Below are 22953 nucleotides of genomic sequence, written 5' to 3'. Positions count from 1 at the left end.
ATTGTCAGTGGCATCGGGTTGCATGGGGGTATGGGCAACGAAGACCTGCGTGCCTCTGCCGATGCCGTCCTGACCCGACTCGTCGGGGATCCCGGCGGCGAGGTCCGGCTTCGCGAAGATCGGTGGCGGGCGATCGAGGCGCTGGTCGCCGACCACCGCCGGGCCCTGGCCGTGCAGCGCACGGGCTGGGGCAAGTCCGCGGTCTGCTGCGTCGCGACGGCGCTGCTGCGGGCGCGCGGCAGCGGGCCGAGGTGATCGTCTTCCCGAGGGGTGCAAGCCGCGCTTCACCCTCGCCGACGCCCCTGTCGGCGCCTCGCCGCTCGCCGTGGCCGTCCCGGCAGGATGGCGGTCGCCTCGCCGTGCTCACCCCGGACCACGAGCACCTGGCCGCATTGCGCCTACCGCCGCGGAAGAGACGGTGGCGGCCCGCGTACGAGATCCACCTGCCCGACGGGACGGTGCTGCGTGGGCGGGAGGGGACGGTGCCGTCGCTGCTCCTGTACCCGGTGCTGCTGCCGTTCGTCCTGCTGTACGTGGTTGCCCCGGCACTCTCCGGCTCCCCCGCCGACGCCTCCACCGCCCCCCTGCGGACGGCCTGGAAGCCGCCGGGTGCCGCCGGGTGACCTCTTCGGCAGGGCAGCCCTGACCGAGTCCACGCGCGGCCGGTTCCGTGTCCGGGGTGACGGGCTCGACCAGCGGGTGGCGTACGCGCAGGCGGTAGCGAAGTACTGGGAACGGTGGCCCGGTGGCCGGCCCGTCCTGACGCGCTTGGCCACCTGCCTTGATCACCGGGCGAGGACGTGGCCCGCGACCTGCAACACGCGCCTGTTCGTCAACAGGAAGACCGCTCCGCGAACGGCGCAGGTCAGCCGCAACCTTTCACTTCCCTGGACCACGGTCCAGGGGAGGCCGCAGGTTCTGCGCGAGGACCGGATCCCGCAGGAGATCCACGCCACCGGCGGCGACGTCCGGCATATCTGTGGCCTGTTCGGACTCTCGATCACCGCCGCAAACACTCAAAGGCCGCGTCTCCCCGATTCAGCTCCGTGGCTCAGCCTGCCGCAGCGAGGACCAACGGAAGAACCCGTTCGCTGCCTGCCTGACGGAGCAGGCGGGCAGCGACTGCGAGGGTCCAGCCGGAGTCGGTGTAGTCGTCCACGAGCAGGACGGGGCCTGGAACACGCGCCAGGGCACCAGCCAGGTCCTCAGGGACGGTGAAGGTGCCGGACAGTGCCCTCAGGCGTTGAGCGGAATTGCTGCGGCGTGCCGCGTGCGCGCCGCTCGGCCCGGTGTATGTGAGGGTGCCCAGGAAGGGGAGGCGGCCGATGGTCGCAATTCCTTGGGCGAGGGAGCCGACGAGTTGCGGGCGGGTCAGGGACGGCACGGCGACGACTCCCACCGGCCGGGCGGCGGAGTCCGGGGCATTCGACGCCCAACCTCCCGGCGAGCGCGCCCAATCGGCGAGAACCGCCACCGCGGCCTGCAGGACATCGTCGGGCACCGGCCCATCGGGGGCACTCTCAGCCAGCAGTGGGCGCAGCCGGTTGCCCCAGCCGATGTCGGAGAGCCGCCCCAGGGCACGTCCGGTGGAGCACTGCTCCTTGGCCGGGATACGCCCCTTGAGGTCGATGCCCAGTGCCGGCATCCCCGTCGGCCACATGCGGCGCGGCTCAACCTCCGCCCCCGGGCGATCCAGTTCCTTCGCCGCCCCCGTCAACGTCTCCGATGAGACCGATGAATCGGCCCAAGCTCCCGAGCAGTTGTCGCAACGGCCGCACGAAGTCGCCCCCTCGTCGTCCAGCTGCTGGCGCAGGAACTCCATCCGGCACCGGGACGTGCTCACGTAATCGCGCATGGCCTGCTGTTCGGCGGCCCGCTGGCGGGCGACCCAGGCGTACCGCTCGGCGTCGTAGGTCCACTGCCGGCCGGTGGAGGTCCAGCCGCCCTTCACTCGTTTGACGGCCCCGTCCACGTCGAGCACCTTGAGCATCGTCTCCAGACGGGTGCGCCGGAGGTCCACCGCCGCCTCAAGGGCCGGGACGGACAGCGGTCGTCCCGCATCGGCGAGGGCCGAGAGGGTCTGGCGCACCTGCGCCTCCGGCGGGAAGGCGGTATCGGCGAAGTACCGCCAGATGGCCTCGTCCTCCTTGCCCGGCAGCAGCAGCACATCGGCATGCTCGACACCGCGGCCCGCACGCCCCACCTGCTGGTAGTAGGCGATCGGCGAGGACGGCGAGCCCAGGTGCACCACGAATCCCAGATCGGGCTTGTCGAAGCCCATGCCCAGCGCCGAAGTCGCGACCAGCGCCTTGACCCGGTTCTCCTGCAGGTCGATCTCGGCCTGCAACCGGTCAGCGTTCTCCGTGCGCCCCGTATAGGAGGCCACCTGGAAGCCGCGCTGCCGCAGGAAGGCGGTGGCCTCCTCGGCCGCGGCGACGGTGAGGGCGTAGATGATTCCCGAGCCCGGCAACTCGTCCAGGTGCTCGGCGAGCCAGGCAAGGCGGTGTGCGGCGTCCGGCAGCTGGACCACACCCAGCCGCAGGCTTTCCCTCTCCAGCGGGCCGCGCAGGACCAGGGCCTCGCCGGCACCGGTACCCAGCTGCTCGGCCACATCCGCAGTCACCCGGGCGTTGGCGGTCGCGGTGGTGGCCAGCACCGGCACTCCGGGGGCGAGTTCGGCGAGCATCGCCCGGAGCCGGCGGTAGTCGGGGCGGAAGTCGTGTCCCCAGTCGGAGATGCAGTGTGCCTCGTCGACCACCAGCAGACCGGTCGTGGCCGCGAGCTTGGGAAGCACCTGCTCACGGAAATCCACAGAATTGAGACGTTCCGGACTTACGAGGAGAACGTCGGTCTCGCCGCGCTCGACCTCCTCGTAGATGGTGTTCCACTCCTCCGGGTTGGCCGAGTTGATGGTGCGCGCCTGGATGCCGGCCCGCGCCGCCGAGTCGACCTGGTTGCGCATCAGCGCCAGCAGCGGCGAGATGATCACCGTCGGGCCGGAGCCACGCCGGCGCAGCAGAGCAGTGGCCACGAAGTACACCGCCGACTTCCCCCAGCCGGTGCGCTGCACCACCAGTGCACGCCGACGCTCCTCCACGAGAGCCGCCACCGCCTGCCACTGGTCCTCCCGCAGCCGCGCCGAACCCTCAGGGTCACCGACGAGCTCAGCGAGGATGGCATCGGCTTCAGCGCGGAGGTCCAGGTTGTCCATGCCTCCATGCAACCCGATGGCACTGACAATCGGCGAATCCACCCAGCACGGCAAAGGGCTCGGGAAGGGTGCGCCTGACCCGCACGGATCGAGACGCCAGGGCGGAGCGCTCGGCCACGACGATCCTCGATCGGCACGTTTGCCCAGGTCAGGGCACTGACTCCGCCTGGGATGTGAATGCCCTCCCCTTTCCGCCAACGCCCGGAACACGGCCGATGCCGCCGAGCAGCTGGGGACGGGCGAGCGCGCGACGGAACAGCAGGCGATGCGCGGCTTCGCCGCCACGACCGGGCTGCCGGACGGAGTTTCTGCGGCGGCAGCTGGACGACGAGGAGGGCCTGGCCCTGGGCAGGCCGGCCGACATGGTGGGCGAGGCACAACGGAACGAAAACTGGCGCTAAGCCCTTCGCGTGCCTGAGAGCGCTTTGACCTGGGGTTCGGCGGAGGCGGAGCCTTCGGCAGTCGTGTTGATCACTGACTGTCTGGAGGTCCGGAGTGCCGGTCGAGTTTCTGACGGATGAGCTGGCCGCAAGCTATGCGGCGTACGACGGGGCGCCGTCGCGTACGGGGTTGGAGCGGTTCTTCTTCCCGGACGATGCGGACCGGGAACTGATCGAGTCCAAACGGCGGTCCCACAACCGGCTCGGCTTCGCGGTACAGCTGACGACCGTGCGCTACCTCGGGGTGTTCCTGGACGACCCGACCGACGTGCCGGCCGAAGTCGTCGACCACCTCGCCGAGCAACTGGGCATCGCGGACGCCTCGGCGCTGAAGGCGTACGGCGAACGGCGAACGGCGAACGGCGAACGGCGAACGGGAGAAAACCCGGTTCGAGCACATGTGGGAGCTGCGGAAGCTCCTGGAGTACACGGAGTTCGCCGACGCGGAGGCGGAGCTGCGGGCATGGGTGGACGCGCGGGCCTGGACGACCGAGGAGGGCCCGAAGGCGCTGTTCGACGCGGCGACGGGGTGGCTGCGCGAGCGGCGGGTGCTGCTGCCCGGCGTGACCACGCCGGCCCGGCTGGTCGCCTCCGTGCGAGAGGCGGCGAACCAGCCGCTGTGGGACACCCTCTACGGCCTGCTGAGCACCGCTCAGCAGGCGGTGCGGGACTCCCTGCTGACGGTGCCGCCGGGCGCCCGGGTGTCGGAGCTGGACCGGCTGCGCCGGGGACCGGTGCGGATCTCCGGGCCCCAGATGAAGTGGGCGCTGGAGCGGGCGGCGGAGGTCTCCGATCTCGGGATGGGCGAGGTGGACGTGTCCGCGATACCGCCGCGGCGGCCGGCGGAGCTGTCCCTCGGCGACGCGATCGCCCACAACGGGCGGATCGTCAAGACGCTGCACATCCTGCGCCTGGCCGACGAGCCCGGCTACCGGCGGCAGATCAAGGTGCAGGCCAACCTCCAGGAGGGCCGCCACGCGCTCGCCCGGAAGATCTTCCACGGCAAGGCCGGGCAGCTCTACCAGCGCTACCAGGACGGTATGGAGGACCAGATCGGCGCCCTGGGCCTGGTCCTCAACGCGCTCGTGCTGTTCAAGCTCGTGCCGTTCAACACGCGGTACATGGACGCCGCGGTGAACCAGCTGCGCGCGGACGGCTTCGACGTCCGCGACGAGGACGTGGCCCGCCGCTCCCCGTTCGTACGGCACCACGTCAACATGCTCGGCCGGTACTCGTTCCAGCTCCCCGAACTGCCGGGCGGCCTGCGCCCGCTGCGCGACCCGGACGCGGCCGAAGAGGTGTGACCCCGGTGCGGGTGACCGTCACCGCCGGGGCTGTCCCGGCGGTGACGTTTGCACTGGTCACCGGCTCGTAGGGCGCCGGGAGCCGTAACACCGGCGGAGCGCGTGGCGGCGGGTGCGGTAGGCGGCCGGTGAGAGCTCCGGGCTGCTGCTGGGCCGGGACTGGGGTGCGGGCGGCCGCCACACCGGGTGGGTGCGGCGGCCGTGGGTGGGATCGGCTCCAGGTTCGAGTCAGTCAGCAGAGCGGCGGATCAGCCCGGCGTCGCCGCGCCCTCCCGCACTCCGAACCACTCCTCCAGCGCCTCCGCCAGCCCGGCCGTCGACGTCGGCGTCTGCGCCCCCGCGTCGGCCGCCCAGGCCGTGAAGCCGTCCGGACGGACGAGGACCGCCGCCAGTTCCGGGCGGGACGGGCAGCCGGCCGTCAGGGTGTCGACGCGGCCGGCGTACCCCGCGGCGAGGGCCCGGAGCTCCGGGTCGTCGGTGAGGTCGAGCAGGAGCGCCCGGCCGCCGTGGAGGTGGTCCGCGAGTCGGCCGCCGTCGGTGAGTTCGAGGTCCGGGGTGCTGCGGCCGGTCAGCGGGTGCTCGCCCGGCAGCTCGTACCGCACCCCGGCACCGTTGAGCTGCGCGGTGAGGTACGTGGTGCCCGTGACCGTCCCCGCCAGGTCGCTGACGATCTCGCGCAGGGCCCGGGACTGCGGGTCCGGGCGCATGGCCGCGACCTGGGACCGGGTCCAGTCCAGGACCCACGCGCCGACCGGGTGCCGCTCGGAGGTGTACGTGTCCAGCAGCCCTTCCGGCGCCCCGCCGCCGATCACCGCGGCGAGCTTCCAGCCGAGGTTCATCGCGTCCCCGATACCCAGGCTCAGCCCCTGGCTCCCGAACGCGGAGTGCACGTGCGCCGCGTCGCCCGCCAGCAGCACCCGGCCCTTGCGGTACTCGGTGACCTGGCGGGCGTGGTCGGTGAAGCGGGTCGCGGTCCGCACCCCGGTGATCGTGACGTCCACGCCGGATACGCGGCGCAGCCGCGCCTGGAGGTCCTCGGTGGTGACCGGCGCGTCCCGGTCGGCCGGCGGGCCGTCGAACTCCACGGTGACGATGCGGCCCGGCATCGGCCCGTAGGCGTACACCCCGATGTCCGTGGCGGTCCAGCCGACCGTCAGGTCCTCGGCGCCGGTCATCTCCACGACCGCCTGGTGACAGGTGACCTCCGGGTCCGTACCGGGAAAATCGAACCCCGCGAGCTTACGGACCGTGCTGCGGCCGCCGTCGCAGCCCACGAGCCAGCCGGCGCGTATCGCCCCGTCGCTCGTCCGCACGGTGACGGCCCCGTCGTCCGCGTCGAAGCCGGTCAGCTCCACTCCCCGGCGCACCTCGACGCCGAGCTCGTCCGCCCGCTCGCCGAGCAGCCGCTCGATGTCCTGCTGCGTCACGAGAGCGATCTCGGCGGCGGGTCCGGCGTCGCCGAGGCCCGGCTCCGTACGGTCGACCAGGTCGGCGTGCAGCAAGATCCCGGCGAAGTGCCCGACGACCCCGAGCCCTTGGCCCGCGGCCCCGCCTCCGTCCCCGCCGTTCCGCTCGCGCATGAACGCCTGGAAGCGGTCCATCGCCTGCCGCTGCACCTCGGCCAGCGCGGGCAGCATGCCCCGGCGGTAGAGCGCCTCGGCGCTGGGCGTGGTGATCGCTCCGCCCTTGATCGTCGGGTTCACATCGGTGAGGCGCTCCAGGACGGCCACCCGCGCGCCTCCGAGCCGGAGCTCGCAGGCCAGCATCAGTCCGACCGGGCCGCCTCCGGCCACCACTACGTCATAGTCCATGGCGCCCACTATGACCGAGGGCCAAAGAGGCCCTTTCACCGCCCTGACCAGCCACAACAGGTGCCGCGATGTCAAGGGGCCGGCCCCGCGAGGAGGGACGGGAAGCGGGGCGTCCGCGCTCCTCCTCGGCTACCTCACCCGCCGCCCGCCGGTGTCCCGGCCGGTCCTCGACCGGCTCGATCAGGTGGTCGGGCGGTCAGGCGGTCAGCGCCGCAAGCTCCGCGTTGGCGCGCTCGGTGACCAGGGCGAGGAAGCGGCCGGCGGCGGCCAGGTTCTCGGCGGGTATCCCGCCCCAGATGCGGGCGGTGACGGGGGCGGTCTCCGCGCCGGCGGCGGCGATCAGCTCGCGCCCTGCATCCGTGGGGCGAAGGTGCGCGCCGTCCGCGACGAGCAGCTGCTTGGCCAGCAGCTCGTCGAGAGTGGCGCGGATGTCGGCCGGATCGGCCTTGAGGGAGCCCCGGATCTGGGTGACGAGGTCACCGGGCGTCTGCGGGGCGTCTGCGGTGACGGCGGCGCGCAGGGCGATCTGCTGCTGGAACGTGATGCCGTGCCTGGCCAGGACGTGCTCCAGGATGCCGCGGGCGGCGTAGTGGGCCAGGCCGAGGGCGCGGGCATCGGCGACGGGCGCGGTGGCGGATGCGGTAGTGGTCATGGTGTTGTCCCCTGAGTGCTCTCGTCGTGCGGTAGAGGTGGAACGAGAGGTGCGTCGAGCAAGGTCGTCAACTCGTCGGTGAACGCGCGCGTCCGCGGGGCGTCGAGGCCGCCGAGCGGCTCCAGCAACTGCTGAAGCAGTTCCTGGACCACCGCGTTGGCCTGCCTCGTGACGGCCCGGCCCTGCTCGGTGAGAGCGAGCTGCACGGCGCGCGGGTCGCGGGGATCGCGGGTGCGCTCGATCAGGCCGGCCGACTCCAGGGCGCGCGCCAGCTTCGAGACGTACAGCGCCTCCAGACCGGTGTGGTCGGCAAGTCGGCGTTGACTGGGCCGCTCGCCGGCGCGCTGCATGCCGTGCAGCGACGCGACCAGTGAGTACTGCGCGTGGGTGAGGCCCAGCGGAGCCACCGCGCGATCGACCGCGACGCGCCATTTGTTGGCGAGCCGCCATACGAGGAAGCCGGGCCTACGCGGCCACCGGCGGTTACCGCCCGGCTGCTGCGCCGTGCGGGGCGGGCGGCGTGTTTCCGCTGGTCCTCGCCGTACAGGGAGAGCGGTATCGGGAGTGGGCGAAGGGGGCGGTCGGGCATCAGAGGACGGTGCGGCGGGCAGGAATATTGACGCGCACCGGGCGATTCCGGTGCGCGCGGAGAATTGCTCGTTGCCGCATGCGTGTACGACAGGAAGAATTGGAGTTGCTTCCCCGTACCCGGCCGTCCGCGGTCAGGCAGGGCCATGCCTTGGTGCGCTCGCGCCCGGCCACGGCCCGCTGCGTGGATGCGTAGACGAAGGGAGAGCCGTGGCCTTCGGTTTCGCCCCGCTCACGAATGCGTCCCGGCCCTCGTCGGCCGAGTCCGCCGCCCGGCTGAGCCGGATGCTGGAGCCCTCCGAGTGGGCTTCGGCCGGTATTCCGCTGCTGCGCAATCCCCGTGAGGTCGTCGCCGGCCTGCACGACCGTCATCGCCCGGGGCCGTCGACGGCCATCGTGGCGGTGCTCGATCCGCTGGAGCGGGTGGCTGCCAGCGCGTCGTTCACGGAGCCGGCGGCCCTGCCCGACGGCTGGGGGTTCCGCAATGTGCTGCTGGCGCATCTGCGCCGGGTCATCCCGCACGACCTGCGGCTGCGCGCCCCGGTCCGGACGGCCGTGCTGCTCTACTGCCGTGAGGGCGAGCCCCGTTGGACGGAGGCGGACGGGGCGTGGATGTGGGGGCTGCGCGACGCCTGCACCCTGCACGGGCTGCGGTGCGGGGCGTACATCACGCTGACCCGGGACCGCTGGCAGGTGCTGGGGGAGGATCGCGGCGGGCGGCGGCCCAGACCGTCCCGGACGCCCGAGCCGGCGTCGCCGGGCCCGCATGCCGGTCGTACGCAGCCGTCTCGTACGGAAGCGCCCCGCACCACCCCCTCGCTCCCGGCATCGCCGCAGGTGCCCTCGCCGCGTACGCCGTCACCGCATCCGTTGCCCTCGGCCGAGCCGCCGCGGAGCTGCCATATGGCGGCGCCCAGGCGCTCCGGGGGCGGCGCCATGGAGGCTCAGCGGCACACCGCGGCCCGCTGAGCGGAAGCGGACGCCGACAGCGGGCGGCCGCGGCCGGCAAGCAGGCACGCGAAGGCTTCGAGAACGCCGGCAAGCCCACCGGCCGGATGGCCGACGGGCTGCTTCGCGCGGAGAACTGTCAGGCGTTCGCGCCGAGAATGCTGTTGATCCGCTGCGGGTCACCGCAGACGACCAGCAGGGTTCCGGCACGGGCCAACGCCGAGGGCAGTGCCTGGGCGGTGACCTCGTCCGTGCCACCGTTGACGGCGACGACCACGACGGGACGCCCGGTGGCGCGCTCGGCGGCGGCGTCCGCGTAGAACACATCGTCAGCGGCGTCGTGTTGGGCCCAGTAGGACGCGTCGCCGAAGGACAGCTCATGGGCGGCCCACGGGTGGATTTCGCCCGTGGTGAGCACCAGGATCTCGGCCGGCGCGCGGCCGGAGTCCAGCAGCAGATCAACGGCTTCGTCGGCGGCGTCGATGGCGCCGTCGGCGGGTGCCGGGATCAGCTGGAGCTGGGCTCCTGCGGCGGTGCCGGGGTGGGCGGCTGCGGGCTGTGGGGGGCCGGTGCGCTGCGCCGGCGGTGCGGCGACAGGCCCACGCGGCGGGGCAGCGGGTCCGGGCTTGCCCGGACGGGCACTGGACGCGGGTGCGCCACGCGGAGGCGCGGGGCGGGGACCGGGGCCAGGGACGGGACGGGGGGTCGGCGCGGTGCGGCCGGCGGCCGGAGTTGCGCGGGGACCCGGGACACTCTCGTGAATCTGAGGCTCCTCGGGGATGAGAGGCATAAAGGGATGTCTATCAAACGTAAGTGCGGGACACGTCATCGGGTACCGAATTGATGCCCGCACCGCTCAGAAGTCGAAGCCGAGTTGGCCACCGGCCTCCAGAGCGGCTGCTTCGGGGGTGACACGCACCTTCTTCAGGTGCCGCCACCGGGGCAGTGCGTCCATGTAGGACCACGACACTCGGTGGTGCGGCGTAGGACCGTACTCCTCCAGGGCAATGCGATGGGTCGGGGAGGGGTAGCCGGCGTTGGCCGCGAAGTCGAAGGTGGCGTATTCCAGGCCCAGTTCGGCCATCATCGCGTCGCGTCGCACCTTTGCGATCACGGACGCGGCGGCGACCGCGATACAGGACTGGTCCCCCTTGATGACCGTGCGGACCTGCCACGGCGCACCCAGGTAGTCGTGCTTGCCGTCGAGGATGACCGCGTCCGGACGGACCGGCAGCGCCTCAAGGGCGCGTACGGCGGCGAGCCGCAGCGCCGCGGTCATACCCAGTTCGTCGATCTCCTGCGGTGAGGAGTGCCCGAGGGCGTACGACGTGACCCAGTCGCCGAGTACATCGCAGATTTCGGTGCGGCGCTTGGGGGTCAGCAGCTTGGAATCGGTGAGTCCGGCGGGCGGCCGGCGCAGGCCGGTGATGGCTGCGCAGACGCTGACCGGACCGGCCCAGGCTCCGCGCCCGACCTCGTCGACACCTGCAACGATCTTGGCGCCCGTCTTGGCGCGGAGTGATCGCTCGACGGTATGGGTGGGGGGCTCGTACGGCATGGCGCCAGCCAGGTTACGCCTATTCGGCGCAGCCGTCCGCATCGGATACGGATTCCGCGCCGACCAGGCACGGAACGGCTTCGCCGGCGGTGCGGTCGGGGTGGCCGGACGGGGATTTCGTGAGGGGTCCGGGCGGGCCGGCGCGCAGGGCGGATGCGGGGCGGCCCGACGCGCAGGCGGGGGCCGTACGGGGGTGAACCTGCCCGCCGGCGCCGCCTGTTGAGGGCGGCGAGCGGCGGGCGGCGTTCAGCGGGCCGGGACGGACGCCCAGGCCGGGAAGGGCTCGGTGCCGTCCAGCCAGACCTGGGGCGGGGTGCCGCCGGGGCTCGATGCGACGATGCCGCCGACGATGGCGCAGGTGGTGTCCACATCGCCGCCCGCCTGGGCGGTGGCCCAGAAAGCCTTCTCGTAGTCGCCGAGGTGGCGGGCCGCGGCCCAGAGGGTGAAGGGAACGGTGTCGTGGGCACTGGTGCGCCGTCCGCAGCCCAGGACGGCGGCGACGGTGCCGGAGTCGGCGTAGTCGAGCATGTCGCGGGCCCGGCGCAGTCCGGCCTGTACGGCGCTGCGCGGGATCAGTGCCAGCACGCCGTCGAGCAGTTCCTCGGGGCCCAGGGCGCGCGAGGGGTCGGCCACCAGGGCGGCCGCGGCGGCCACTGCCATGGCGCCGACGACGGCCTCGCGGTGCTGGTGGGTCGTGTAGGCGGAGATCTCCGCCTGGTGGGTGGCCTGCTCGGGGTCGTCGGCGTACCAGGCGCCGAGGGGGGCGATGCGCATGGCGGCGCCGTTGCCCCAGGAGCCCTGGCCGTTGAAGAGCGCGGAGGACAGTTCGCGCCAGTCGCCGCCCTCGCGGATCAGCCGGAGGAGGCGGTTGACGGCCGGACCGTAGCCGCGGTCGAAGTCATGGTGGTCGGCGAAGGAGCGGGCGAGCGCGTCCTGGTCGATCCGGCCGTGGGCGGTGAGCACGGCCAGGACGGAGCAGGCCATCTCGGTGTCGTCGGTCCACTGCCAGGGGGACGGGGGCAGCTCACGGCGCTTGAGGGAGGGGTAATGGGCGGGGACGAAGAACTGGGATCCGAGGGCATCCCCCACGGCCAGCCCGCGCAGGCTGGCCAGCGCCCGCTCACAGCGGTCTGCGTCACGGTGGTCGGCGGTCATCGGTGTGCACTCTAACCGGTGGCGCCATAAGGCTCGGGTACACACCAGCGCTCAAACGGCCGATCGAGCGAGTAGCGTCCGTCCGGGCCGAGGAGCAGGGTGCGCCACTCCGCGTTGCCGGGGTTGGACAGCGACTCGAAGTCCGCCACCGACCAGTGGAACCAGCGCATACAGAACAGTCGCATGGTGAGGCCGTGCGTGACGATCAGGACGTTCGGCGGGTGGTGCGGGTCCTCGAAGCTGCGCCACAGACTTTCCAGGAAGGCCCCGACCCGGTCGTAGACGTCCGCGCCGGACTCGCCCTGGGCGAAGCGGTAGAAGAAGTGGCCGTAGGCGTCGCGGTAGGCCTTCTGGCGCCGTACGTCGTCCCGGTCCTGCCAGTTGCCCCAGTCCTGCTCGCGCAGCCGCGGCTCCTCCCGGATCCGGACCCGGGCCGGGTCCAGGCCCAGTTCGTGGAAGGTCTGGTGGGTACGGCGGTAGGGCGAGACATAGGCGGAGATCCGTTCGTCGCCGAACATCTCGCGCAGCGGTCCGCCCGCCGCCTCGGCCTGCCGCCGGCCCGCTTTGGTGAGGTGGAGCGCATGGTCGGGCTCCCGTTCGTACACGGTGTCGTCGATATTCCCCTCCGACTCTCCGTGGCGGATGAGGACGATGCGTCGGGGCCGAGCCATGCCGCCAGCCTAAAACGCCTGCCCTGTACATGCCGCACGCTGCTACGGTCACGGCCGCGCCCGCCCTCCGCACGCCTCCCTTTTCCGCACGGTTTCAGTCCGCACGGGGGGTGCTCGTCGCCGGGGCGGGCAGCGGTTACGGCGTCCGTGCCGGTCTTGCCGCTCGCGCTGTCCCTGATGGGCCAGGGCAAGGATGTCCATCTCGCCGGCCCCTCTTTCCGTCATCTCCATGGGCTGGATCCGGGTGTCCGGGTGGCCGAGAACGTCGCCGCGGTCACGCCCGGGACGGTCGTGCGCGATCCGTACGCTCCGGAGCCGGCGCCGGCCCGACGACCCGCCGGCCCGACGACCCGCCGGCCCGACGGAATGGGTCCGCCCTCGTCGGTGTACGCGTTCCCGCTGACCGGGGTGCAGCCGCTGCGTGGCGCGTACCTCGCCCTGACCAGGCACTTCCGCGCAGTGGATGCGAGGTGCCCCATGGCGGCGACGCCGACGCGGCGCGGCATCGTCGATGGTTCCCTCGCCGCCGCCGTGCGCGGGGAGTTCGGCGATGTCCGTTCGATCCCGCACTGAGCGACGCGGTCACCGCGTCCGGCACGGGCCGGGACGGTCAGTGGTCGGCGAGGACCGGGCGGCCGTCGCGTATCTCGTAGGGGCGGCCGCCGAACCGTTGGCGCAGCAGCCGGTCGTGGGAGACGACGACCAGGGCGCCGGGCCACAGCGTCAGGGCTTCCTCCAGTTCTTCGATCAGGCCGAGGGCCAGGTGGTTGGTCGGCTCGTCGAGCAGCAGCAGGTCCGCCGGGCGGGCCAGCAGCCGGGCCAGGGCCAGCCGGCGGCGCTGGCCGGCCGAGAGCGCCCCGACGGGCACCCGCAGATCGCGCTCGCGGAAGAGCCCGAAGGACAGCAGAAGGGCGGACAGCTCTTCGTCATCCCCGGTCAGACCCCGGCCGAAAGCGGTCAGCAGGGGCTCGGCGGGGCGGGAGACCGGTATTTCCTGGGCCAGGAAGCCGATCCGTCCTCGGCGGTCGACCGTGCCGCAGTCCGGCTGGGTGACTCCTGCCAGGACCCGCAGCAGGGTGGTCTTGCCGGCGCCGTTGGCACCATGGACCAGCAGGCGTTCACCGGCGGATACGGCGAATGAGTCCACTTCCAGCCGGGACCCGACCCGCACCCCGTCGAGTGCGACGAGGGTGCCCTCCGCCCCGCCCACGCCGGGTGCCGCGCGGAACCGGAGCGGATCCGGCGGCCTGGGGACCGGCGCCTCGCGCAGTCTGCGCAGTCGCTCCTGGGCGTTGCGCACCCTGCTGGACACGGATGACTGGACGCGGCCCTTGTCCCGGTCGTAGGCCATCTTGTTGCCGTCCTTGATGGCACGGCCCTGGGCGACGCTGTGGGCCGTGCCCGCCGCGAAGTCGGTGAGCTGTGCGATCTGCTCGCACCAGCGGGCGTGGTCCTGCTCCCAGCGGCGGCGGGCGGCGGCCTTGGTGGCGACGAAGGTGCCGTAGCCGTCGCCGTAGCGGATGAGGGTCTGGCGGTCGGCGTCCACCTCGATGATCGCGGTGGCGATCCGCTGGAGGAAGAGACGGTCGTGGGAGACGGCGAGGACCGTGCCGCGATGGGCGAGCAGGGCGTCCTCCAGCCAGTCGAGGGCGTCCGCGTCGAGGTGGTTGGTGGGCTCGTCGAGGAGCATGACCTCGGGTGACGCGGCGATCAGGCAGGCGAGCCCCAGCCGGGCCTGTTCGCCTCCGGAGAGGCTGCCGAGCAGCCGGTCGTGGTCCACCCGCTGCAGGCCCAGGCCATGCAGCGCCTTCTCGACGCGGGCATCGGCTTCGTAGCCACCGCGCAGTTCGAAGAGCGTGAGCAGATCGCCGTACTCCACCAGCCGGTCGGCCGCGGCGCCCCCCAGCGTCTGCTCCAGTGACCGCAGTCGGCCTTCCATCTCCCTGAGGTTCGCCAGGGCGGCGTCGATCGCGTCCTGGACGGTGTGGTGCGGCGGGAGCTCGGGTGTCTGGCCGAGATAGCCGATACCGCCGTCGGCACTGCGCACGACGTGGCCGTCGTCGGGCTGCTCGGCGCCCGCGATGATGCGCAGCAGCGTCGACTTTCCGGCACCGTTCTCACCCACGATGCCGATGCGTTCGCCAGGACGTATCGACAGCGACACGGCGTCGAGCAGCGGTCGGTCGACGTAGGCCTTGGTGACATCGTGGAGCGCGATCTGAGTGGGCAAGCAATCCTCCGGGCGGTCGGCAGTGAACAGGCGGCAGGCAGCGGTCGATGTCAGTGGCCGGTGCCAGTGGCGAGTGGTCGGCACGAGCGAGGTGCTGAGGCATCGAGGCGATACAAATGCAACGGACGTTGCATTACGATGAATGATGACACACGCCCAGCGCTAACACAACTGGAGTTGCAATTGGCTGACGACGGCGAGGACAACGAGAAAAGTGACGACAACGAGAAGACGGGCGCCCGGCAGCCCGGAACCCAGCGCCCCGGCGGTCGCACCGCCCGCACCCGGGCCGCCGTGCGCGACGCCGTACTGGCCGGCCTCACCGAGCACGGCTATCCCGGCCTGACCGTCGAATACGTCGCCGAGCACTCCGGCGTGCACAAGACGACGCTCTACCGCCGCTGGGGGGACGTCGAGGGCCTGGTCGCCGACGCCCTGGATCTCGCGGGCGAGGACAGCTGGGTGCCGCCGGACACCGGATCCCTGGAGGGTGATCTGCGCGCCCTCGCCCGCCAGGTCGTCGATTCCTTCACCAACCCGCCGGTGGCCGCGTCCAGCTCCGCGATGATCGCGGCCGGATTCCGGTCGGAGCGGGCCGCGGGGGCGCTGCGCGCCTATTACGCCGAGCGGTTCCGGCGCTGCGAGGCGGTCGTGGAACGCGCCGTCGGGCGCGGGGAGTTGCCCGCCCCCACGGCAGGGGCCGCATCGCAAGGGGCGGCGCCCCAGGCCGCGGTCGACGCAGGGGCGCTCGTCCGGGCCGTATCGGCGCCGGTCTTCTTCCGGCTGTTCATCACCCGTGAGCCGGTCGACGAGGCGGTCGCCGATCAGGCCGCGGCGGCGGCGATGGCGGCCGCCCGAGCCGGGGTGTTCACCACAGGCGGCGAGGGCGCCACGGCCGGCACACCCGCGCCCGCAGCCACACCCGGCACCGGCCCCTGACCGCGCCTCACACCGTCCACGACGGCTCGAGCTGCACCACATCTCCCGCGATGGCCCGGACATCCGCCGCTATCTGGGCACGCAGGGCGAGCCGCTCGATCCGCTCCGGCCGGTATTTCCCGCGCTCGGCCGCCGACTGCCACAGCGACACCACCAAGAACTCCTCCCCCGGAGCCCTCCCCAGCATCCCCCGCAGCATGCCCGGCGACCCCGCCATCGCCGGGTTCCAGACCTTCTCCTGCATCAGCATGAAGTGATCGACCCGGTCCTGGCGCACCTGGCAGTGCGCCAGCCGGAGCACATCCGCGTCACCGAACGCAGGCCGGAATCCCACCTTCACGTCGAATTCGTGCTCGAACAGGCGCACTTGACTGTCCTTGAAGGTGCCCACCTGGGCGGCCGCCAGCCGGTCGTGCGAGCGGGCCATGAAGGAGTCGTAGAACGCCCTGCTCTCCCAGAAGGCCACCAGGTGCGCGACGCCCGGCCGGCCGCGGCTCCACCCCCCGGCCTGCCCCCGAAACCCCGGCTCACCCAGCAGCCCCGCCCATTTCCGCTGCCCCCGCTCGAAACCTCGACGGTCCACAACGGTGAGGCGAATCCACTTGACCAGCACCGCGCCATCGTACGGCCCCGGACGTGCCCGGCATCACTGCGCGTCACCTGCCGGGCGCCATGAACTCGCCTACGGGCGCGGGTCGATGGGCGTGAGCACCCCCAGCCGCCGCTCCACCGCCTCGGCCGCCTCCAGACACAGGTCTTCCCGGTAGGCGCGCCCGATCAGCTGCACGCCGTACGGGAGCCCGTCCACCACCCCGGTGGGCACCGCCACCGCGGGCACGCCGACGAAGCTGGTCGCGGTGCACAGCCGCATCGCGGTCTGCACCCGCTGATGACCGGCGGCGTCGCGCACCTCCTCCCCCGGGGCGAACGGCGGGTCGGTGAACACCGGGCCCAGGACCAGCGGATAGGTGTCCAGGAACGCCGCCCAGTCTCGGCGGATGCCGAGCCGTACGCCGGTCAGCCGCAGATACTCCGTCAGTTCCACCGGGGCACGTCTGGCCATCGCCATCTCGATATAACGATGGCCGCCCTCCCCCAACAGGGTCTTCACCAGCGGCCAGGAGGGCGCGAATTCGGTGAGCGTCATCCGGCCGTAGACCTCCAGGGCGTCGTCCAGCCGCGGTACGTCCGCCACTTCACACACCTCGTACCCGGCGTCCCGCAGCGCGTCCGCCGCGCTCTCCAGGGACTTGCGCACCGTGGGGTGTACGCCGTGCCCGCCGGGGTCCGTCACCAGTGCCACCTTGAGGGGGCGCGGCAGCGGCTCGCCGTAAACGGGCACCGGCACGGCCCTCGGGTCACGCGGATCGGCCCCGGCCAGCACCTCGTAGGCGAGCCGGAGATCGTCGACCGTACGCGCCAGGGGCCCGTCGACGACCAGCACCTGGCCGGCAAGAGCGGGGTCGTCCGGTCCGAGTCGGTGATCCGCGGCGAACCGTCCGTAGGTCGGCTTGAGCCCGGCGACTCCGCAGAAGGACGCGGGAATACGCACCGACCCCCCGGAGTCGTTGCCCAGTCCCAGTGGGGCCATCCCGCTCGCCACGGCCGCGCCGTCCCCGCCACTGGTGCCGCCGGGCGTGACGGCACGGGTCCAGGGATTCGCCGTATCGCCGAACAGCTCGCTGCGGGTGTGGACACCCGCGAGGATCATGGTTGGCATATTGCTGTGCCCGATCGGGATGGCGCCGGCCGCGCGGAGGCGGGCCACCGGGGGCGCATCGGAGTGCGCGACCGCATCCCGGAAGCGCCGCACGCCGTATGTCGTCGGCACGCCCTCGACGGCGGTGGTCTCCTTGACGGTGAACGGCACCCCGGCCAGCGGCCCCAGCTCCGCGCCCGCGGCCCGCCGGCGGTCGACCGCCGCCGCCTCGGCACGCGCTTGCTCCGCGAGCAGCTGGGTGACGGCATTGACGGCCGGATTGACCTCGGCGATCCGCTCCAGATGGCCGTCGATCAGCTCGGCCGCCGTCACCTCGCCGCGGCGTACGGCCGCGGCCTGGGCACGGGCCGCCATCTTCCACAGCACGTTCTGCATGGAACTCCCTCTCGTGACCGGCCGGATGACACCGCGCCGGTTTCGATGCACCTGCATCGCTAAAGCATCGTAACCTTGTCAGCGATACGCCCGCATCGAATAAACTCGAAGAGACCGGAGAGCACGGCATGCCCAAGCAGGTGGACCACGAGAGCCGACGCCGGCAGATCGCCGAGGCCGTCTGCCGGCTCGCCGACGAGAGCGGCCTGGAAGGCGTCACACTCCGCGATGTGGCGGCCCGCGCGCAGGTTTCCATGGGGGCCGTCCAGCGCTGCTTCGGCACCAAGGAGGAGATGCTGGTCTTCGCCCTCACCCACGTCGGCGAGCGGGTCTCGGCGCGGGTGTCGGCCCGGATCGTCGGCTCACCGGCCCAGTCGGCCCGTACGGCACTGGGGCACGCCGCCACCGAGGTCTCGTTGCTCCAGGAGGAGCATCGCGCCGAGGCCCGGGTCTGGCTGGCCTTCGTGGCCCAGGCCGCGGTCAGCCCGCCGCTGGCCGAAATCCTGCGCGCCAACTATGCAGGACTGCAGACACTGTTCACCCGGCTCATCGCCGAGGCCACCGAAACCGCCGGCCCGGAGCTCGCGGCCCGCACCCTCCTCGCCCTCACCGACGGGCTGACCGCACACGTGTTGATCGGGCACCTCACCCCCACCGCCGCCCTGGACGTGCTCGACAGCCATCTCGGCAGCCTCTGGGACCCGGCCGGCGCCTGACCGGCCGGACGGCACGATCAAGCCATCCGCCCGCCCCAACCCGGGGCTTCCCAGCTGCACTTACCCCCGCCCGAGGAACCACCGGCGTGGCACGATGGTCAACCAAGGGGAAGCCCGGGTGAGTTGTCCGCATGACCACGTGGGCGCGCCACGGGTTCGACGCATGCGAAGAAGGGGAGCCCGGTGAGCAATCTCAACAAAGGGGTAGAGAAGGCCGAGGTCACGCTCAAGTGGGACCCCAGCCCCATCGGCGCTCCGGACAATGACCTCGACATCATTGCGGCGACGTACACCGGGGACGCGCCGCACGGCGAACCGGCCTATCTGGTGCACTTCGACAGCAGGTCGCCCGATGGCACCATCAACCTCAACCGGGACAGCCGTACCGGCAAGGGATTCGGTGCCGACGAGGTCATGACGCTGGAGCTGAACCGCTTGTCCGAGACCTACACACGCGTCGTGGTAGGGGTCGCCATCCAACAGGGTGAGGGCCGCAAGGTGTTCGGCGATATCGCGAACACCGCCGTTCTGGTCCGCGAGGGCCACACCAACCTGACGGAGAACGACTTCGCCGAAGTCGCGCAGGCCACCGCCGCCACCGTCGCCGAGTTCTCCCGGGACGAGACGGGCGAGTGGCGGTTCCGGGCCGTACTCCGCGGATTCGACACGGACCCGAACGCGTTCGCCGGGCTGATGGGCACCTGACGGCCGGCCTTCGTAACGGGGAGACGGCGCGCGCCGTCTCCCCTTTCCCGTCGTCCCGGGGCCGCGCGCCGGCCTCCTCCTGGATACGACCCTTCACCGCCGGCCGGCGGCGGTAACCGCCGAATCGCCGCGCATAAGACGAAGGCGGTGGCCGGAGAATTCTCCGGCCACCGCCTCATCCGCTATTCATGTCCCGGTCTGCCCGGAATCAGAATCCCGGATCAGCTGTCAGCTGCAACCGCTGGTCGACCCGCAGCCCTCGCACAGGTAGCAGCTGCCGGCCCGCTGCATCTTCGTGCCGCAGGAGAAGCAGAGCGGCGCGTCGGCGTTGATCCCCAGCTGCATCTCGACCAGTTCCGCGTTGGTGTGCGCCTGCTTCGGCGCCGGGGCGGCGGTCTCCTCGACGACCTTGGCCACCGGGGCGGACTTCGGGGTCTCGAGCTGGAGCGGTGCGGACTGGGCCAGGCCCTCGACGTCGACGTCGTCGGCCGGCTCGTACGAACCGGTGTCCAGGTGGCGCTGACGCTCCTCGACGGAGTGGATGCCGAGCGCCGAGCGGGTCTCGAAGGGCAGGAAGTCCAGCGCCAGGCGGCGGAAGATGTAGTCGACGATCGACTGCGCCATCCGCACGTCCGGGTCGTCCGTCATGCCGGCCGGCTCGAAGCGCATGTTGGTGAACTTCGAGACGTAGGTCTCCAGCGGCACGCCGTACTGGAGGCCGACCGAGACCGCGATGGAGAAGGCGTCCATCATGCCCGCGAGGGTCGAGCCCTGCTTGGACATCTTCAGGAAGACCTCGCCGAGACCGTCATCCGGGTAGGAGTTGGCGGTCATGTAACCCTCGGCGCCGCCGACGGTGAAGGAGGTGGTGATGCCGGGACGTCCCTTGGGGAGGCGCTTGCGGACCGGGCGGTACTCGACGACCTTCTTCTCGGCGACCGGCTCGGCCTTCTTCTCCTCCTTCTTCTTGGCGGAGAGGGGCTGGCCGACCTTGCAGTTGTCGCGGTAGATCGCCAGCGCCTTCAGGCCGAGCTTCCAGCCCTCGAAGTAGACCTCCTCGATCTCCTCGACGGTGGCCGTCTCGGGGACGTTGACGGTCTTGGAGATCGCACCGGAGAGGAAGGGCTGCGCGGCGGCCATCATGCGCACATGGCCCATGGCGGAGATCGACCGGACGCCCATGGCGCAGTCGAAGACCTCGTAGTGCTCCGGCTTGAGGCCGGGGGCGTCGACGACATTGCCGTGGTCGGCGATGTGGGCGACGATCGCCTCGACCTGCTCGGGCTGGTAGCCGAGCCGCTTGAGCGCCTTGGGGACCGTGTTGTTCACGATCTGCATGGAGCCGCCGCCGACCAGCTTCTTGAACTTGACCAGCGCCAGGTCGGGCTCGACGCCGGTGGTGTCGCAGTCCATCATCAGGCCGATGGTGCCGGTGGGGGCGAGCACCGAGGCCTGGGCGTTGCGGAATCCGTTCTTCTCGCCGAGGCGGAGAACGTCCTGCCATGCCTCGGTGGCCGCGGCCCACACCGGGGTGTCCAGGTCGTCCATGCGCACCGCGATGCCGTTGGCGTCGGAGTGCTGCTTCATGACGCGCTTGTGGGCATCCGCGTTACGGGCGTAGCCGTCGTACGGGCCGACGACCGCGGCCAGTTCGGCGGAGCGCTTGTAGGACGTGCCGGTCATCAGGGAGGTGATGGCACCGGCGAGCGCGCGGCCGCCGTCGGAGTCGTAGGCGTGGCCCGTGGCCATCAGCAGGGCGCCGAGGTTGGCGTAGCCGATGCCCAGCTGGCGGAAGGCGCGGGTGGTCTCGCCGATCTTCTCGGTGGGGAAGTCGGCGAAGCAGATGGAGATGTCCATCGCGGTGATGACCAGCTCGACGACCTTGGCGAAGCGCTCGGCGTCGAAGGACTGGTTGCCCTGGTCGTCGGCGCGCAGGAACTTCAGGAGGTTGAGCGAGGCGAGGTTGCACGAGGAGTTGTCCAGGTGCATGTACTCGCTGCAGGGGTTGGACGCGGTGATGCGGCCCGACTCCGGCGAGGTGTGCCAGTGGTTGATGGTGTCGTCGTACTGGATACCGGGGTCGGCGCACGCCCAGGCGGCCTCCGCCATCTTGCGGAAGAGACCCTTGGCGTCGACCTCCTCGATGACCTCACCCGTCATCCGGCCGCGCAGCCCGAACTTCGAGCCGGTCTCGACGGCCTTCATGAACTCGTCGTTCACGCGGACGGAGTTGTTGGCGTTCTGGTACTGGACGGACGTGATGTCGTCGCCGCCCAGGTCCATGTCGAAGCCCGCGTCGCGCAGCGCGCGGATCTTCTCCTCCTCCTTCACCTTGGTCTCGATGAAGGCCTCGACGTCCGGGTGGTCGACGTCCAGCACGACCATCTTGGCCGCGCGGCGGGTGGCGCCGCCCGACTTGATCGTTCCGGCGGACGCGTCGGCGCCGCGCATGAAGGAGACCGGACCGGAGGCGTTGCCGCCGGAGGAGAGCAGCTCCTTGGAGGAGCGGATACGGGAGAGGTTCAGGCCGGCACCGGAGCCGCCCTTGAAGATCATCCCCTCTTCCTTGTACCAGTCCAGGATCGACTCCATGGAGTCGTCCACGGAGAGGATGAAGCAGGCGCTGACCTGCTGCGGCTGCTTCGTACCGACGTTGAACCACACCGGCGAGTTGAAGCTGAAGACCTGGTGCAGCAAGGCGTAGGCCAGCTCGTGCTCGAAGATCTCGGCGTCCGCCGGGGAGGCGAAGTAACCGTTCTCCTCGCCGCTCTTGCGGTACGTCTTGACCACGCGGTCGATGAGCTGCTTGAGGCTCGATTCCCGGGTCGGGGAGCCCACCGCGCCCCGGAAGTACTTGCTGGTGACGATGTTGACCGCGTTCACCGACCAGGAGTCGGGGAACTCGACGCCACGCTGCTCGAAGTTGACCGAGCCGTCGCGCCAGTTGGTCATGACGACGTCACGACGCGCCCACTCCACCTCGTCGTACGGATGCACGCCGGGGGTGGTGTGGATGCGCTCGATGCGCAGACCCTTGCTCGCCTTGCTGCCCTTGGCGCGGGAGCCTCGTGCCGGGCCGCTCGTCGTCTCTGTCATTCCGCCTCCCTATACGGGCAAACGCCCATATGTGCACACTCATTCCGTGGCACGGTGTATGTCTTTCTGATGCCGGGGCCGCCTGCTCTGGCCCCGACCAGGTCCTGGATGTGCGCCGAGCTCAGTCGGCGGTGGAGGCAGGGCCCACCGGAACGGCAAGGGCCGGGCCGCCGGCCTCCCCGTCGGTCCCGTGGTCCTGCACGGGCGGTCCCTGCTCGCGCTGCTCCCGCAGCTCGGCGATGGCCGCCTCGAAGTCTTCAAGCGAATCGAAGGCCCGGTACACGGACGCGAAGCGCAGGTATGCGACGAGGTCCAGCTCCCGCAGCGGGCCCAGTATGGCGAGCCCGACGTCATGGGTGGACAGCTCGGCGCTGCCGGTGGCCCGTACCGCCTCCTCGACCCGCTGGCCGAGCTTGGCGAGGGCGTCCTCGGTGACCGGCCGGCCCTGGCACGCCTTGCGCACTCCCGCGATGACCTTGTTGCGGCTGAAGGGCTCGGTGACCCCGCTCCGCTTGATCACCATCAGGGATGCCGTCTCGATGGTCGTGAAGCGGCGGGCGCAGTCGGGGCACTGTCGGCGGCGGCGGATCGAAGTGCCGTCGTCGGTGGTGCGGCTGTCGACGACCCGGCTGTCGGGGTGCCTGCAGAAGGGGCAGTGCATGGCTCCACCCTCCTCACCCTCGTATACGGGCATACGCCATCGAACCCGGCGTACGACTGAATGGCCCCACGGGGTCCGTTCGGGCCCTTCGGAGCAGCCACCAGCATAGGCGATCCTTGGGGCCTTGAAGGACCAGGCACCACAACTTGTAGGCAGCGAGACGCATCTAAGCA

General features: G+C 71.4%; 20 protein-coding genes and 2 pseudogenes. 9 read left to right on the top strand and 13 right to left on the bottom strand.

What is annotated here, in order from left to right; translation table 11 throughout:
- Positions 1 to 30: 30 nt before the first annotated feature.
- Together ACZ4S3_RS33795 and ACZ4S3_RS33790 are read left to right on the top strand one after the other, a co-directional pair.
- Positions 31 to 249: pseudogene (locus ACZ4S3_RS33795) on the top strand (recombinase RecQ); the annotation flags it as partial.
- Positions 250 to 359: 110 nt separating this feature from the next.
- Positions 360 to 623 (top strand): hypothetical protein, encoded by a 264-nt coding sequence (locus ACZ4S3_RS33790; protein WP_467941396.1) that lies wholly within the window; start codon positions 360 to 362, stop codon positions 621 to 623.
- A 428-nt stretch (positions 624 to 1051) separates the two neighbouring features.
- On the opposite strand, the gene ACZ4S3_RS33785 is transcribed toward ACZ4S3_RS33790, so the two are convergent.
- Positions 1052 to 3211 carry a RecQ family ATP-dependent DNA helicase gene (locus tag ACZ4S3_RS33785; protein ID WP_467941392.1) on the bottom strand — a complete coding sequence of 720 codons (2160 nt, stop codon included), beginning with the start codon at positions 3209 to 3211 and terminating at the stop codon, positions 1052 to 1054.
- A 495-nt stretch (positions 3212 to 3706) separates the two neighbouring features.
- Between ACZ4S3_RS33785 and ACZ4S3_RS33780 the strand changes: the two are divergent.
- A pseudogene (locus ACZ4S3_RS33780) lies at positions 3707 to 4505 on the top strand (DUF4158 domain-containing protein); the annotation flags it as partial.
- Positions 4500 to 4955: a Tn3 family transposase gene (locus ACZ4S3_RS33775; protein WP_467941558.1), complete on the top strand. Its 456-nt coding sequence runs from the start codon at positions 4500 to 4502 to the stop codon at positions 4953 to 4955. The pseudogene ACZ4S3_RS33780 and the gene ACZ4S3_RS33775, both read left to right, overlap by 6 nt.
- 248 nt (positions 4956 to 5203) lie before the next feature.
- On the opposite strand, the gene ACZ4S3_RS33770 is transcribed toward ACZ4S3_RS33775, so the two are convergent.
- The 3 genes from ACZ4S3_RS33770 to ACZ4S3_RS33760 all read right to left on the bottom strand — a co-directional run bounded on the left by ACZ4S3_RS33770 (position 5204) and on the right by ACZ4S3_RS33760 (position 7825).
- Positions 5204 to 6766 carry an FAD-dependent oxidoreductase gene (locus tag ACZ4S3_RS33770; protein WP_467941387.1) on the bottom strand — a complete coding sequence of 521 codons (1563 nt, stop codon included), beginning with the start codon at positions 6764 to 6766 and terminating at the stop codon, positions 5204 to 5206.
- A gap of 196 nt (positions 6767 to 6962) precedes the next feature.
- Positions 6963 to 7418 carry a MarR family transcriptional regulator gene (locus ACZ4S3_RS33765; protein ID WP_467941384.1) on the bottom strand — a complete coding sequence of 152 codons (456 nt, stop codon included), beginning with the start codon at positions 7416 to 7418 and terminating at the stop codon, positions 6963 to 6965.
- Positions 7415 to 7825 carry a MarR family winged helix-turn-helix transcriptional regulator gene (locus ACZ4S3_RS33760; protein WP_467941382.1) on the bottom strand — a complete coding sequence of 137 codons (411 nt, stop codon included), beginning with the start codon at positions 7823 to 7825 and terminating at the stop codon, positions 7415 to 7417. The genes ACZ4S3_RS33765 and ACZ4S3_RS33760 overlap by 4 nt, the downstream gene beginning before the upstream one ends.
- Positions 7826 to 8216: 391 nt before the next feature.
- On the opposite strand from ACZ4S3_RS33760, the gene ACZ4S3_RS33755 reads away from it, so the two are divergent.
- On the top strand, positions 8217 to 8975 hold the full coding sequence (locus tag ACZ4S3_RS33755) for a hypothetical protein (protein WP_467941378.1): 759 nt from the start codon (positions 8217 to 8219) through the stop codon (positions 8973 to 8975).
- A gap of 118 nt (positions 8976 to 9093) precedes the next feature.
- Here ACZ4S3_RS33755 and ACZ4S3_RS33750 read toward each other — a convergent pair whose 3' ends face one another.
- The 4 genes from ACZ4S3_RS33750 to ACZ4S3_RS33735 form a co-directional block, all read right to left on the bottom strand.
- Entirely contained in the window at positions 9094 to 9744 is a 651-nt protein-coding gene (locus tag ACZ4S3_RS33750; protein WP_467941376.1) for a hypothetical protein, read from the bottom strand.
- A 66-nt stretch (positions 9745 to 9810) separates the two neighbouring features.
- Positions 9811 to 10512, bottom strand: a complete 702-nt coding sequence (locus ACZ4S3_RS33745) for a ribonuclease HII (protein WP_467941375.1) — start codon at positions 10510 to 10512, stop codon at positions 9811 to 9813.
- Positions 10513 to 10758: 246 nt separating this feature from the next.
- Complete coding sequence (locus ACZ4S3_RS33740) at positions 10759 to 11667, bottom strand: ADP-ribosylglycohydrolase family protein (protein WP_467941370.1); 909 nt, start codon at positions 11665 to 11667, stop codon at positions 10759 to 10761.
- 11 nt (positions 11668 to 11678) lie between these two features.
- Positions 11679 to 12338 (bottom strand): histidine phosphatase family protein, encoded by a 660-nt coding sequence (locus ACZ4S3_RS33735; protein ID WP_467941366.1) that lies wholly within the window; start codon positions 12336 to 12338, stop codon positions 11679 to 11681.
- 147 nt (positions 12339 to 12485) lie between these two features.
- Between ACZ4S3_RS33735 and ACZ4S3_RS33730 the strand changes: the two genes are divergently transcribed.
- On the top strand, positions 12486 to 12911 hold the full coding sequence (locus tag ACZ4S3_RS33730) for a hypothetical protein (protein ID WP_467941364.1): 426 nt from the start codon (positions 12486 to 12488) through the stop codon (positions 12909 to 12911).
- A 37-nt stretch (positions 12912 to 12948) separates the two neighbouring features.
- Here ACZ4S3_RS33730 and ACZ4S3_RS33725 read toward each other — a convergent pair whose 3' ends face one another.
- Positions 12949 to 14568 carry an ABC-F family ATP-binding cassette domain-containing protein gene (locus tag ACZ4S3_RS33725; RefSeq protein ID WP_467941361.1) on the bottom strand — a complete coding sequence of 540 codons (1620 nt, stop codon included), beginning with the start codon at positions 14566 to 14568 and terminating at the stop codon, positions 12949 to 12951.
- Positions 14569 to 14751: 183 nt separating this feature from the next.
- Here ACZ4S3_RS33725 and ACZ4S3_RS33720 point away from each other — a divergent pair, with 183 nt between their 5' ends.
- Positions 14752 to 15507, top strand: a complete 756-nt coding sequence (locus ACZ4S3_RS33720) for a TetR/AcrR family transcriptional regulator (protein WP_467941358.1) — start codon at positions 14752 to 14754, stop codon at positions 15505 to 15507.
- Between the two features lie 7 nt (positions 15508 to 15514).
- On the opposite strand, the gene ACZ4S3_RS33715 is transcribed toward ACZ4S3_RS33720, so the two are convergent.
- Both ACZ4S3_RS33715 and ACZ4S3_RS33710 read right to left on the bottom strand, forming a co-directional pair.
- Positions 15515 to 16120, bottom strand: coding sequence for a YdbC family protein (locus ACZ4S3_RS33715; protein ID WP_467941355.1), 606 nt, complete (start codon positions 16118 to 16120; stop codon positions 15515 to 15517).
- A 69-nt stretch (positions 16121 to 16189) separates the two neighbouring features.
- On the bottom strand, positions 16190 to 17602 hold the full coding sequence (locus tag ACZ4S3_RS33710; protein ID WP_467941352.1) for an amidase: 1413 nt from the start codon (positions 17600 to 17602) through the stop codon (positions 16190 to 16192).
- A 128-nt stretch (positions 17603 to 17730) separates the two neighbouring features.
- On the opposite strand from ACZ4S3_RS33710, the gene ACZ4S3_RS33705 reads away from it, so the two are divergent.
- Positions 17731 to 18318 (top strand): TetR/AcrR family transcriptional regulator, encoded by a 588-nt coding sequence (locus ACZ4S3_RS33705; protein ID WP_467941349.1) that lies wholly within the window; start codon positions 17731 to 17733, stop codon positions 18316 to 18318.
- Positions 18319 to 18501: 183 nt separating this feature from the next.
- A complete protein-coding gene (locus ACZ4S3_RS33700; protein ID WP_467941346.1) occupies positions 18502 to 19023 on the top strand; it encodes a TerD family protein in 522 nt (173 codons plus the stop codon).
- A 228-nt stretch (positions 19024 to 19251) separates the two neighbouring features.
- Here ACZ4S3_RS33700 and ACZ4S3_RS33695 read toward each other — a convergent pair whose 3' ends face one another.
- Together ACZ4S3_RS33695 and nrdR are read right to left on the bottom strand one after the other, a co-directional pair.
- Positions 19252 to 22119 carry a vitamin B12-dependent ribonucleotide reductase gene (locus ACZ4S3_RS33695; protein ID WP_467941342.1) on the bottom strand — a complete coding sequence of 956 codons (2868 nt, stop codon included), beginning with the start codon at positions 22117 to 22119 and terminating at the stop codon, positions 19252 to 19254.
- 121 nt (positions 22120 to 22240) lie between these two features.
- Positions 22241 to 22780 carry a transcriptional regulator NrdR gene (nrdR, locus tag ACZ4S3_RS33690; protein WP_467941339.1) on the bottom strand — a complete coding sequence of 180 codons (540 nt, stop codon included), beginning with the start codon at positions 22778 to 22780 and terminating at the stop codon, positions 22241 to 22243.
- Between the last annotated feature and the right edge of the window lie 173 nt (positions 22781 to 22953).

Source organism: Streptomyces sp. NPDC028368, from assembly GCF_055565615.1.
This window is presented reverse-complemented; position numbering and strand designations above follow the sequence as displayed.

Excerpts from the sequence above, each read along its gene's own strand:
- nrdR (WP_467941339.1), bottom strand. The coding sequence starts at position 22,780 with ATGCACTGCCCCTTCTGCAGGCACCCCGACAGCCGGGTCGTCGACAGC.
- ACZ4S3_RS33750 (WP_467941376.1), bottom strand. The coding sequence starts at position 9,744 with ATGCCTCTCATCCCCGAGGAGCCTCAGATTCACGAGAGTGTCCCGGGT.
- ACZ4S3_RS33785 (WP_467941392.1), bottom strand. The coding sequence starts at position 3,211 with ATGGACAACCTGGACCTCCGCGCTGAAGCCGATGCCATCCTCGCTGAG.
- ACZ4S3_RS33765 (WP_467941384.1), bottom strand. The coding sequence starts at position 7,418 with ATGACCACTACCGCATCCGCCACCGCGCCCGTCGCCGATGCCCGCGCC.
- ACZ4S3_RS33745 (WP_467941375.1), bottom strand. The coding sequence starts at position 10,512 with ATGCCGTACGAGCCCCCCACCCATACCGTCGAGCGATCACTCCGCGCC.
- ACZ4S3_RS33710 (WP_467941352.1), bottom strand. The coding sequence starts at position 17,602 with ATGCAGAACGTGCTGTGGAAGATGGCGGCCCGTGCCCAGGCCGCGGCC.
- ACZ4S3_RS33705 (WP_467941349.1), top strand. The coding sequence starts at position 17,731 with ATGCCCAAGCAGGTGGACCACGAGAGCCGACGCCGGCAGATCGCCGAG.
- ACZ4S3_RS33770 (WP_467941387.1), bottom strand. The coding sequence starts at position 6,766 with ATGGACTATGACGTAGTGGTGGCCGGAGGCGGCCCGGTCGGACTGATG.
- ACZ4S3_RS33735 (WP_467941366.1), bottom strand. The coding sequence starts at position 12,338 with ATGGCTCGGCCCCGACGCATCGTCCTCATCCGCCACGGAGAGTCGGAG.
- ACZ4S3_RS33695 (WP_467941342.1), bottom strand. The coding sequence starts at position 22,119 with ATGACAGAGACGACGAGCGGCCCGGCACGAGGCTCCCGCGCCAAGGGC.
- ACZ4S3_RS33740 (WP_467941370.1), bottom strand. The coding sequence starts at position 11,667 with ATGACCGCCGACCACCGTGACGCAGACCGCTGTGAGCGGGCGCTGGCC.